General features: G+C 48.5%; 11 protein-coding genes. 1 reads left to right on the plus strand and 10 read right to left on the minus strand.

Annotation, left to right across the window (positions count from 1 at the left end):
• Positions 1 to 26: 26 nt before the first annotated feature.
• The 3 genes from ACGHM3_RS12795 to ACGHM3_RS12805 form a co-directional block, all read right to left on the minus strand.
• Entirely contained in the window at positions 27 to 449 is a 423-nt protein-coding gene (locus tag ACGHM3_RS12795; protein WP_345426699.1) for a YidB family protein, read from the minus strand.
• Positions 450 to 536: 87 nt separating this feature from the next.
• Positions 537 to 782: a hypothetical protein gene (locus ACGHM3_RS12800; protein WP_345426701.1), complete on the minus strand. Its 246-nt coding sequence runs from the start codon at positions 780 to 782 to the stop codon at positions 537 to 539.
• Between the two features lie 520 nt (positions 783 to 1,302).
• On the minus strand, positions 1,303 to 1,692 hold the full coding sequence (locus tag ACGHM3_RS12805; RefSeq protein WP_345426703.1) for a DUF2845 domain-containing protein: 390 nt from the start codon (positions 1,690 to 1,692) through the stop codon (positions 1,303 to 1,305).
• A gap of 479 nt (positions 1,693 to 2,171) precedes the next feature.
• On the opposite strand from ACGHM3_RS12805, the gene dinB reads away from it, so the two are divergent.
• Positions 2,172 to 3,233 (plus strand): DNA polymerase IV, encoded by a 1,062-nt coding sequence (gene dinB, locus ACGHM3_RS12810; RefSeq protein WP_345426705.1) that lies wholly within the window; start codon positions 2,172 to 2,174, stop codon positions 3,231 to 3,233.
• Positions 3,234 to 3,407: 174 nt separating this feature from the next.
• Here dinB and ACGHM3_RS12815 read toward each other — a convergent pair whose 3' ends face one another.
• The 7 genes from ACGHM3_RS12815 to ACGHM3_RS12845 form a co-directional block, all read right to left on the minus strand.
• A complete protein-coding gene (locus ACGHM3_RS12815; RefSeq protein WP_345426707.1) occupies positions 3,408 to 3,932 on the minus strand; it encodes a gamma carbonic anhydrase family protein in 525 nt (174 codons plus the stop codon).
• A gap of 39 nt (positions 3,933 to 3,971) precedes the next feature.
• A complete protein-coding gene (locus ACGHM3_RS12820; protein ID WP_345426709.1) occupies positions 3,972 to 5,039 on the minus strand; it encodes a hypothetical protein in 1,068 nt (355 codons plus the stop codon).
• A 226-nt stretch (positions 5,040 to 5,265) separates the two neighbouring features.
• Positions 5,266 to 6,009, minus strand: a complete 744-nt coding sequence (locus tag ACGHM3_RS12825; protein WP_345426711.1) for a 3-oxoacyl-ACP reductase family protein — start codon at positions 6,007 to 6,009, stop codon at positions 5,266 to 5,268.
• A 162-nt stretch (positions 6,010 to 6,171) separates the two neighbouring features.
• Positions 6,172 to 7,113 carry a sterol desaturase family protein gene (locus tag ACGHM3_RS12830; RefSeq protein ID WP_345426713.1) on the minus strand — a complete coding sequence of 314 codons (942 nt, stop codon included), beginning with the start codon at positions 7,111 to 7,113 and terminating at the stop codon, positions 6,172 to 6,174.
• Between the two features lie 12 nt (positions 7,114 to 7,125).
• Positions 7,126 to 9,315, minus strand: coding sequence for a TonB-dependent receptor domain-containing protein (locus tag ACGHM3_RS12835; protein ID WP_345426716.1), 2,190 nt, complete (start codon positions 9,313 to 9,315; stop codon positions 7,126 to 7,128).
• Between the two features lie 17 nt (positions 9,316 to 9,332).
• Positions 9,333 to 10,580 (minus strand): imelysin family protein, encoded by a 1,248-nt coding sequence (locus ACGHM3_RS12840; protein ID WP_345426718.1) that lies wholly within the window; start codon positions 10,578 to 10,580, stop codon positions 9,333 to 9,335.
• A gap of 92 nt (positions 10,581 to 10,672) precedes the next feature.
• Positions 10,673 to 12,358 (minus strand): DUF4856 domain-containing protein, encoded by a 1,686-nt coding sequence (locus ACGHM3_RS12845; protein WP_345426720.1) that lies wholly within the window; start codon positions 12,356 to 12,358, stop codon positions 10,673 to 10,675.
• Between the last annotated feature and the right edge of the window lie 171 nt (positions 12,359 to 12,529).

Consider the following 12,529-nt stretch of genomic DNA (forward strand, 5'->3'; position numbering starts at 1 on the left):
TTGCCTACGATGGAAACGAGCCCAGATTATTTAAAGAACTTACCGGCAAGACCGCCAATAATTGAGCTGGTTAAGTTTTGCTGCAGTGAACCGCCGGAGCTAAACTTATCGATTAGATCAGGAATCATATCGGATAAGCCATTGGCTGCAGTGTTGGTGTCGACACCAACTTCATTGGCAAAGTTACTTACTTTGGACTCACCAAACATATCCATGATTTTGTCCGCAGACAGAGACATGTTTTGGCCATCACCCAGCCAAGACTGAGCCAGAGATGCTAGGCCACCGTTGCCCATAAATTGGCTAACCAAGGAACCAACATTAATTTCACCGCCATCGGTGGGTAAAAGATGCTGCAGAGCAGTTTGAATGCTGCCTAAAGACGCATCGCCGCCTTGGCCGGAGATTTTTTCGAGGAACATTTTTGACGCAATTTCTGTGATATTCATGGTAACTCCTAATGATTACGCAGTAAGCTTTCGGTTAAATATTGACCAGGGCGTTAGGCTGGGCCTAACGCACGGTTGCCGAGCAAATTAGAGTTTGGCGATTTCGGCGTCGAAAAAGGTGGCCGCAGCGTCAGTGAAGTCGAAAGTTGAACGAATGTATTTCAGAGTTGCCATCTCGGTATCTGTTACTTTGGTGCCATCCTGAGCTGATTTGATCAGATCGGCAGCTTCATCCTTGGAGATCTTACCTTCGCCTCGGCCGGTGGTGTGCTCTTTGGCTAAATCAAGCAATTCTTTTTCGTATTTTTGGCCGTCAATAGTTACGTAAGCCATGGGTAATCTCCTAAATGGTCTTATTTTGGGGTCAATTTAACTAGATTGGATCTACAGGAAGGGGCAAAAACAGTGATCTGACTCACAATAAAGGGGGGCGTTTGTAATTCTAAGCCTAATCTCGCAATGTCAGCCATGGTGTTACTCAATCTGCCTTTACGTCTGTCACTCGAACGATAAACCCCTGTCCGAGTCCCAATTCTGCTCTGAGTTATCTCAATGTTCAATAGCCTTGCGCCGCCCATTGTATGCATCATTTGCGGCAATGACATGGGTGAAAGGCAAAGGATTGTAAAATTGGCGCCATTTTGAAGATATTCGAGCCACTGGTGGCAGCGAACAGCAGGCTAAAGATATACATTTGATATGCATGACTGGCTGTCGATGTGGAATTCAGCCAGAACCCCTCCAACTACACGGCCAGTCCTGCTCGTTAGAGAGTCGCATCAACCTACACACGGCAAAATGGACTTAACGCGATACTGACTAGGATAAAGATTAGTTACTAGTGTCAACCTAACTAGTTTGAACCGAAACCGTCGGATTCTACTTTTACTAGGGAGCCGTTTTCAAAGGTCAGGTTTCTCAGCAGGCGTCGCGGTCCGAGGTCATAAATCCACTCTTGTATTTCAACATTGACATAGCGCTCTACAATACGAGTGCACGTTTGCATCTGCTCAACACCGCAAGCTGACTGAACAGCGTTACGCACTACTCGCGTTTCCGTGCGCTTACGTAAATCGTTGGGTTCGCCGCAATGGGATAAAACTCGGTGTGTTGAATCCCCTACCGCCACCAGCTTTTGATCACATCGAAGACTTTTGGCGCCGGCGTGTGTAGCAAACACAGTAAGAAATAATAAGAAAAATGCCTGTGAAAGTGGTTTTAAACCGAAAGGATAGTCACGCATGAGTCACCCCCTTTTTAGTTAAACATTATAGCCAGCGTTAAAACCCATGGAGGTCATGTAATTGGAAAAGCTCTGGATAAACTGCTCCAAATTATGGCAACTTCACCACAATTTTTTATTGAATTTTAACCGGCCTTTTAATGAGCAAACTGCCCTTCAGATTATATTTCAACAACCTTAACGCAATATAACGAAGCTAAGCTAAGTCCCAGTCCTATGTCGCAACGGCCGTGTTGACAGGTTTGAATAACGAACGACTATCGGTTATTGAGTAATAGTTAACAGCCTTGTCATTCTTTGACTTACACACTTGTTGAGCCGGCACGCGTGGGCTCTGCCTACGACAGGCGCAACCATCCGCTCACGGCAGCAGGCCTTTGGCATGGCCTGTATATACAAATTCGACGGTTTATCAATAAGCGGTTGCCAGCTGACAGCGGTGTAGTAAGATACTGGATATTTAGCCAGCCAATGCATTTATGACACAGCGTAAGATCATACATTGCGATGCCGACTGTTTCTACGCAGCCATAGAGATGCGGGACAATCCAGAGTACCGGGAGGTCCCATTGGCGGTTGGAGGCAGCTCTGAGCGCCGTGGCGTTATCGCAACCTGTAATTATCGCGCGCGGGAGTATGGGGTGCATTCGGCCATGGCCTCCGCTACGGCTACCAAGTTGTGTCCACAATTGGTGATTGTACGGCCCAACATGGATAAGTATCGCCAGGCCTCGGCCGTGATGCGAGAGATCTTTGAGCGCTATACCGAGCTGATCGAACCGCTTTCATTAGATGAGGCCTACCTTGATGTGTCCAATGCCGATGCCTGTGACGGCAGTGCCACAAAAATTGCCGAGGAGATACGAGCCAGTGTCTACGCCGAGTTAGGCATTACTGTTTCTGCTGGGGTATCCAACTCTAAGTTCCTGGCAAAGATCGCCAGTGATTGGAACAAGCCAGATGGACTCTGCGTTATTCCACCACAGCAGGTGGACGAGTTTGTTTTATCCTTGCCTGTTAAGAAGATTCATGGCGTAGGAAAAGTTACTGCCGCAAAGCTGCATCAAATGGGCATCCACACCTGTGCAGACCTCAGGCAATTATCACAGGCTACGCTAGACCAAAGCTTTGGGCGTTTCGGGCAAAGGTTGTATCAGTTGGCACGCGGCATTGATCAGCGGGAAGTTTCCGTTAGTCGTATCAGAAAATCGGTTAGTGTAGAAAATACCTTTCCTCAAGATTTACCAAACCTGGCTTCGTGCTTGTCACAATTACCCAGCTTATTGGAATCCTTAACACAACGGCTGGCCAAGCTGCCGGAATCCGCAAATATCGATAAGGCGTTTGTGAAAATAAAATTTGCCGATTTTACGAGTACAACGCTGGAGAGAATAGGTACAGAACCTTCTTTAGAAACCTACCAAACGCTAATGAGCGATGCCATAGCGCGCAAAACCTTGCCCGTACGCTTATTGGGCTTAGGGGTACGTTTAAAACAGAGACAAAACTCGCAGGAAGACCAACTTCAGTTATTCGAATAATTTACTCTAAAGCGGCTGTCGGGCTTCAAAAAAAATTTTGCCATCGATAAATAATATTACTGCGTCAATAACTAGAGTCAAAAACCGATGAGGAGCCCACTAGATAAAAGGCCCGCTAGACAAGAAGCACACTAGATGAGAGGCCCACTAAAAGTCTCGTTCGCTAAATCTTCGCTAAGGTTTGTACTCCACCAACCCCGCAGCATAACGCTTGGCGTTGGCAACATAATGTTCAGCACCCAATTCCAATAATTGTTTGTCTTCTTCACTGAGCGATTTTTTTACTTTGCCGGGAATACCAACCACCAAACTTCCATCCGGAATAACAGCCCCCTCTGGAATTAAGGCCGAAGCGCCGATGATGCAGTGCTTGCCAATTTTAGCGCCGTTTAAAATAACGGATTGAATTCCAATCAGAGAGTAATCTCCGATTTCGCACCCATGCAGCATGGCTTGGTGCCCCACGGTTACGCCCTTGCCAATGGTAAGCGGGATGCCTGGATCGGTATGCAGAATGGCACCGTCTTGTATATTGGATTGTTCGCCTATGGTAATCCTATCGTTATCGGCTCTGATCACCGCTTTAAACCACACACTGGCGTTGTCCAGCAAAACCGCATCGCCGATGACTTCGGCGCTGTCGGCAACAAAAACACTGCGGCCCAGCTTGGGCGCAACATCATCTAATTGGTATAACATGGCTAATCCTTTTTTAGCCAGTGTATGTCACTTTCCCCATCAGCCGCAAACAGCCGCGTTCGAGTTGGCGAATTGCGCTAATACCGGCCCTAGCTCGTGGCAGCTCTTTATGCCGGGCTCAGCGGCGCATACAGCAGCAATACTATTGACTGCTCTGTGGGCAGTTAAGCCAGACATCTGGTCCTTTAGTGGTTGGTCTGAGCTGGGGAAATCTATAGTGACATTAAGCGGCGTGTCGCCGTCTACCTGTACTCGCCAACCGTTATTGCGCACCTCGAAATCCGGTACAGTGTTTGTAGAGCAGAACCAATTGGCGCGGAATATCAGCTTTGCTTGTTGCTGCACCATGGCGGCGACGGTAATGCGCATGGCGGCCACGGTACCTTTACGAATAATGGCACCACCTGGCAATGACACATCGGATTGGGCGGCACCAAACTCGCCTTTGGATTCGATACCCGTAATCTCAAGCCCCAATGCCGAGGCCAAGGCGCTCAGCGATTGCGAAAAGCCACCTGCAGAGTGTTCTAGCATTTGTTGATTGAATTGATCTGGAATCGGTTGGCCAAACCCCATCACTTGAGTGATCATATCCGGCGTAGTTGACAGCGGTATATCGGCGTATTCATCGATGGTGACGCACTGCAATTTGCGGGACAGCGAGGTTAGAACAGCCGGCAAGGCTTCGGTTATAAAACCAGGGCTACTGCCCGTGGCGTGTATCGTGGTACCTCCGCTCAGGCAAGCCGATTGGATTTTTTCTCTAAGCGACACATCCATGGCTGGGCCGTAGAAAAATTCGTTGCGAGTGGTGATAACGTTAATACCCGCGGCAAGCAGGTGACACAACTCATCAACGTTGAAACCCTCTGGCATATATAAAGCACAGTCCGGCTGGGCTGCAATAATGTCTTCCAGATTATTCGTCGCGGGCACACCGATTTCTTTTAATCCGCAGAGTAAACCCGCATCCTTACCCTCCTTATTCTCAGAGTACACTTTCAAACCCACCAGTTCCATTGATGGATGGCGAATAACAGCTCTCATACTACTCTGGCCTATTCTACCGGCGGCAATCTGTGCGATTTTAAGTGTTGAACGACTCATGGCAACCTCACTTTATTGTTGTTTTTGGGGTTACTGCGGTATTTGGAATTAGCTTAACTAAAAACCACGCTTAAGCTAAAGGAGATAAAACAGATCTGGCATAAGCTCTATGCCGAAATTTTGATGTTTAATTGTGCCGCAATAAAAGGAGAATTTTTACTGCGGCTACCTAAGCAGACTGATTTATTTTTTACTACTAAAACAATCCGCATAGTTGCGGCACGGATTAACTGACTACGCGCCCGCCATTCACCCCTATGGTTTGACCCGTAACATAGCCAGACTCGTCTGAGGCGAGCCAAGCGCAGGCACCGGCGATGTCTTCTGGAACGCCCAATCTTTTGACGGGAATCGCATTTACTAGTTGGTCGGCATTAAATAGGTGACGATTTTCTTCCGACATAATGGTGTTCATTACCGAGCCGGGCGGAATGTTGTTAACGGTAATTCCATCTTTACCTAAAACCTGCGCGAGGGAGCGTGTCATGGCAATCACTGCGCCTTTAGAGGCTGAGTAATGCACCTGCATAAAACTGCCGGATTGAGCGCTAGAGGACGAAATATTGATTACCCTACCCCACTGTTGCTCTTGCATATCTGGCACAACCACTTGTGTAACAATAAAGGTGCCTTTCACGTTGATGTCCAGCATGTGGTCCCAGTCTTTTTCTTGCAGCTCTTCGAAGGGAATAAAGTTGGAAACGCCGGCATTGTTCACCAGAATGGTCACTGGGCCAAAGGCCTCTTTGAGTTGTGCATGGGCGGCTTTTATTTGGTCGCGGTCGGCGATGCTGGCTTTCAGCGCTAGTGCTTTGCCGCCGGCCGCTTCAATTTCATCTACCACGGCTTGGCAGCCATCAAGATTCAAATCCAAAACCCCAACCGCTATGCCATCTTTTGCCAAGCGGATAGCACAGGCCTTACCAATACCTGCCGCAGCACCCGTTACCAACGCCGTTTTATTCGCCATAGCCTTCTCTTTAATACTGTTAGGTTTGTACGGACACCTTAAAATTATTTCCGTAATATGGAGAGTTTTTCACAATGAGTTTTGCTTTGGTAGGTAAAAGGCGAACAAATGTCGTTAACCCATACAAAAAAGTGCAGCTGTTCAACAGATATGAAAATCTGTTTAAATCTGACGCTGCGCCAGATTGGGAATAAGCTCCTCAGAGTTTACAGAATCACGCTTTAATTGTTGTTGGGCCAGCCCAAATGTTAGCGCGCCCTGCCCTTTTGCAGGCAGCCAAGTTTTTGCACAACGATCCCAAATGGCAAGGCAGGTACCGAAGTTTTTATCATGGTGAACCAACGCTTTGCTGTGATGAACTTGGTGCTGCATAGGGCTAATAAACCACCGTTCAAACCGACCAAAACTCAGCCGAATATGAGAATGCCGTAAATTTGCCCCCAAAAAGTTAAACGCAAACCCTAGGCAGTCAACGCCCAGTATTTCCCAGCCATGCACTTGATTTTTAAAAAAGTAAATAAACACACCGCTAACAACGCCGAACACCACTAAACCTCGAGTGTAATAGAGCGCCATTTCTACGGGGTGAACTCGGTGTACAGTTACCGGTGTGAGCGTGGTAGCGGAATGGTGCAATCGATGGAAATACCACAAATGAGGTATTTTATGCATTGCCATGTGCAAACCAAAACGGCTGACATCTTCCAGCAGAAAAAAACAAACCGTGTATAGCAAGCCAATAGCAACGTAGGGAACCGCCAGGGTTGGCGCATCGCCAAATGTGGTTTGCAGTAAACTGCCTACCCAAATGGTTGCCGCTAAATGGCTACCCAGTAATGGCACTACAACTAATATTCTTATTAGGTTGTTCACCAAAACCATCAACAGGTCTGTGCAGGTGGAACGATTAAACCAATACTGACGATTGAATAACTGGCCAAGTTGCTGCACAACCGAAAAACGACCCTGCTGTACAGCCACTGTGATGGAAGCTAAAGCAAGCGCACTTAGCAAAAACAACCAAAACAATCGTTTACTTGGTTCCAGCAGGTAACCCGCTGGCCCAAGCAGAAACGTGTTAAGTTGGTAAACTATAGCCTCCATCTACCCAAGCCCTTAAAACGAGTACCGAACGCGGGCGCGGGCGGTGCGAGGTTTTAACGGGCGCGCGCCAAACGGCCGCCAAGAGACCACGGCCTCTTCATCGGTGGCGTTGTCTATGCTTAGCTGCAATAACCAAGCGGGCGTAGGATTCCAACTACCGGATACATCAACGGTGGTATAAGCATCCGTGTGCAAACCCTGTGAGATCGCCGCACTACCGGCTTGATTGCGCATCTCGCTTTGATGGTTAACCGCGACAAACGCGTCCCACTTTAGTCCCTTAAGCCCTACCTGAAGCCTACCAGTGTGTTCCGGAAGGTACGGAAGTTCATCGCCCTCTGAAACATTCCCCCACTGCGAGAAACTGGACTCAAACGCATCCTGGAACGCAGATTCGGTGTAGGTGTAACTCAAGGCAATCGGCATCTCCAACGATTGCGCCAACGCCACATCGTATTGGCCATAGATCTCTACCCCACTAACCTGCACACCGCCGCCGTTAAACTCCTCGCCAACATTACAACCTGTGTCACTGGCGCGACATCTGCCGAGTAAGTTTTTATAGTCACTGAAAAATCCAATAACCTCACCACTTAGGTTGGCTGCCGTATACCGTAAACCGTATTCCAGGTTTAACGCTTCCTCTGGGTCGGCATCGTCGCCGGCTGTGGCACCGGCCGGTGAAAATCCTTTATTTACCCCCACCAAAAAGCCTAGAGATTCGCTAAACTGCCAAAAAGCACCCAAGCCCGGCGCAACAACGCTCTGGGTTATTTCATCTTGGGTTTGGTTGAGGTAATCGGTCGCTTCGCTGCGGATATCTTCAATTCTGAGCCCGGCATTAAAAGTCCACAGGTTCCATTCCAAGGTATCGTGAACATACACAGCCAGGGCGTCTGTTTCCGCCTTGTTGAGTGTTTTATTGCCCCAATCCAACCCATCGTTGACTAAATTACCGGCTTGCATCAGGTAGCCTTCGGTGGAGTGATCGCGCTCTATGTAGTCGTGATGGTAACGAACGCCGACTTCCAGTTGATGGTTTATATCACCGGTAGTAAAGGCGTAATCCATTTTCAATTGGATACCGCTGGAACCATACTCCCGATCGTTGGTGGTGATATCCAAGGTTTCATTCGGTGTGTTAACAGTATCCAACGTGCCGCGAATTATGCCCAGCTCACGCGGAAATAAATCCGGTCGCTCTAGTACCGTGGCGATGGGCACGCCGCTAATAAAACCATCGACCTTTCGCCAGGCGCGCTCAAACTCATTGAAATACAATTTGGTATTCAGCGTTAGGTTATCCGATACCGTTAAACCATGATCAAAATGGATTTGAGTGTGTTCAGACTCGAAGTGCGCTAACTGGGTTGCAGCGTATCGGCGTAAAGGGTTATCGTCAAAATCCGCCTGGGTTAGGCCCAGGTAGGTTTCATCGGCGTCTTCGTCGGCGTAGCCCACCTTTAACGTGATTAACTGCTCAAAGCCCCACAGGTCATCCAGCGACCATTGCAACTTGGCATTGATGTCGTTACGGGTAAAACCGGTATCGCCGCCACCATCGAGCTCTTTAAAGCCATCGCTACCATACTGCAGCGCATCTACCCAATAGCCAAAATTACCGTGCTTGTTTCCGTAAAATACTTGGTACTTTTGGTAGCCGTACTCGCCGGCGGATAGATCAATAAAACCTTCCGATGTTTGCGGCACCGGTTGGGTCACTAAATTAATCGCGCCACCAACGTTATTAGGCCCATTTTTAATGGCAGCCGGGCCCTTTACCACTTCTACGGCACTCATACGAGAAATATTGGGAATGTAGTAAGCCGCCGGCGCGGAATATGGTGCTGGTTTAATTAAAACACCATCCTCCATTAAGGTGATTTTTTGGCTTCGTTCGCTGGTTACGCCACGCAAACCGATGTTTGGGCGCAGGCCGAAACCGTCTTCCTGGCGAATGTATACCCCCGGTAAGGTTGCCAACACCTGGTTTAAATCGGAAAAATCAAACTGTTCCAGCATTTCCTCATCCAATAGATGAGCCGAGCCGGCCAAGGTGTTAATGGCCTCTTTACCACCGGTAACCAATACTTCTTCCATGGCTGTAGATGACTGTTCATCTTCTTCCGCAACGGCTTGGTTAGCAACTATGCTCGCTGCAATGGCCAGGGACAACAAATGTTTGTTAGGCTGAATATTCACGGTTTACCCCTTTTGTTTTAGTCATTATCGGATTGCGAGCGATCAGGCAGATCGACATCCACCGCAGCGATAAAACCGACCTTTAAATCATCGGTGATCAATTTAACCAAGCCAAATAAACTGCAGGCAGGGACCAAAGTCGTTGTTGTGGGGTTGGTGTAAGAGTTTGTGCAGTCTGTTTCGTCGTCCTCTGTCACTAGGCCAGCGGCTTGACTATATAGACTGGCTGGCTGGGTTTGAATGCTGGCCAATGCCGCCTGTATATTGTCAGCAAATTGCTGATTTAACGGGGCAACTCCCGCCTGGCTGATAATGTCGTCAAAGCCTAAGCCATCGGCACCGGTCATCATTGTTTGGAAGGCCGATAAATTATCGGCAATATTAGCCAACGAACTTTGACTATAAGGCGATTCGACTTGGTCAGGGCAGGCTATTTCAGAACACGCGTCATTGATGCCTGTGGGGATTCCTAATTTGGCATCTTTAACGTCGATCTCCATAAAAAACATGGCATCGGACAATGCCGTTAGGTTTTCGGCGTCGTTCAAAGGATTAATAAATTCACTGCGATAATTACCGCCGTCCATACTCCAAGCGGTTACAATCTCATCGGCGGCCACGGCGATATCCTTGGCCAAGGTTAGCGCGTAATCGCAGCGTAGCGTCTGTCGCTCAGTGGTTGACCGTTGATCCCAGTCCGCGGTCTCCGCTATTTGGCTGGGGCAGTTGTGCGTTAGATCGGTGTTAAATAATAAATACTCCACCGCACCAATACCGCGCTGAGTAACAGTTCGTGTGGTGACATCGAAGTTACTCGACTGGGCGTTTAATACAACGCCCTGATCTATCCCGCAGGCACTTAATTCGCCCACATGGTAAGCGCTTAAACGTGCTCGTAAAGCTGCGCCATTGTCGGCAACGGGGCCTAACACGTGGCTTTCTGAGTGCTGAATGGAGGACTGCACTTCGTGCCAAGCCAGCTCTGCGCTGGTGAATAAACTCGCCTCATTGGCACTACCAATACCGGCGCAGTATTGCCCTAGTGGGCCCTGCTCGTCAGCTAAGTTGTCTGCTGCGGATTTGAGTGACTCATAATTTGGAATGATAATGTTGTCAGCATAGTTAGCAAACATCGCAGTAAAATCGAAGTCTTCAGCAACATTCTGACTTGAAGACGAACTTCCATTGTCGCCGGCGCATCCAGAAAGATAAGCAACGACGGATAGGCTACCCACGGCGATAGCATTTTTAACAGACGGTAACATACACACCGACCTCTTTTCGTTGTATTTTTTGGCTAAACAGAAACGCAGAAAGGCGCATCAGCGCCTCTCAACTTTTTTAGTTATGTTTAGGGTTACCAGTTGGCAACATTCTCGGTATCGAAGGCGTAGGCCTGCTCCAAGATGTCTCTGGCTGTTTCTAGATCGGCAATGTATGCAGCCTTGGCCTCTGCTGCAGTTGCAGCGCCTGCGTACAAGCTGCCGTTTTCGATATTATCGGTGGTGGTGTCCTGAGTACCATCAGCCAATACCGGGGCATCGCCCATTAATGACAACACTTGCTTTAAGTCATCAATATCGACATTAACGCTTTCTACTTCACCATCCACTACAACTTCACCGCTTCGGAAAGGAGAGTAAGGGCTGAATTGCAGGCCTAAAGCAAAACCTTTCATTTCAGCCCAGTGCTTGGCTAAGTCAAGGAAGTTATCTAAATCCGCGAATTCGTCACCATTGAAGTCTTCCATATCACCCAACACGTCGTTGATGTAATGCACTACGGTTGAGGCTATGCACTTCTCCCAAGTTTGTGCGGCAATCAAGATTTGGTCGTCAAGTGCTTCGGCGGCTTCGGTGGAAAGCGAACCGGCAGAGGTCTCGGTGGCTCCGGCTGCGGCATTTTGTAGGATTTCTCGTCCTAGGATAAATGCATCGAATATTTCTTTGGTTAGGTTCGTAGGATTGGTGTTGTCCGCTGTGCCTTGATCGCGCTTGGCGCAATTGGTGGAATTAGCAAAATTGAATTCGCTACGCAGATCGATAGCGCTGTCTACCACAACGGAATCAGACGCGGCAAACAGGTAGCCGTCACGGATGTCGGCATCGGTTAAATCGTTGTAATTACGTGCTGCGCCGAAATAACCAAACGCTTCGTCAAAATCGTGGGCGCCTTCTGTGTAGGTTTTGCCCTCGGCCAAGGTAAGGTTGGCGTCAGAGCCGTAATCAATGCTCAGGTAATCCGCGGTACCCTGGGAGAAATTCAGCGCACCCAGTAACACTTTTTGGATCAACTGACGCAAATCCAGGCCGGATTCGGTTACGGTTGCAGCACCAACATTTGCGCTACCACCAGCAATGGCGATCTGGTCTGTGGTATCGGCGGATTCCTCGCCCAAAACTGCAAGTAAACCGTCGATCAATTCTTCAGGCGTTGAGTATCCTACCCAACCGAAAAACTCACCGCCTAGGATGTGATCAGCTGAATCTTGGCCTGCAATCTTGCTTTTAACGACTTTGTCTGAAGAAATGGCACCAGGAGCAATGGTTGGTGCTGCGGCATCGGTATCGTTACCAATGATATTCTCACCACCGGCCAAAGCGAAAGTAGCTACGTAACTGGCATCGCGAGTGGCCGCATCTAGGCTGTAGTAGTAGTTCAGATCGTCTACCACGTCTGCCGGTACATTGCCCGCATCACGAGAGGTCGCATTCATTGCGGTAACTAAGTCGGTCAGCAGTACCTGGCGAGCGGTTTGCCCGGTATAGGAAACAGTGTCTGCACCGTTTTCATCGCTGTAAGCGTACATAGTAGGCAGTGGATCACAGGCATCACCTGCGCCATCTAAATCACTGTCCAATTGGTCAGTGTTGGCATCGTTGGGGCAGTTATCTGCGGAATCTTCAACGGTATCGTTGTCGGCATCTGCCACTGTAGGCGTGCTGCCACCGCTATTACTGCCGCCGCCTCCACCACCGCCACAAGCGGTAAGTCCGAGAACGACGCCCACTGATATGATTTTTGCTAATTCGTTGATTTTCATTGATATTCCCAGAGTGATAGTTATAGGTATTTTTTAGATTGGCGAATAATAATGATTTCGATTAGCACTATCAACCCTACAAACAAGTGCCAATCAGGAAATAAAAGGTTGTATAACAGCTAGCGCTAAACTAACGGTGGCAGGATAAGAATCTGAATTGAGCGTAAATAA

This window comes from Halioxenophilus aromaticivorans (assembly GCF_042850945.1).
Taxonomy (GTDB): Bacteria; Pseudomonadota; Gammaproteobacteria; order Pseudomonadales; family Cellvibrionaceae; genus Halioxenophilus; species Halioxenophilus aromaticivorans.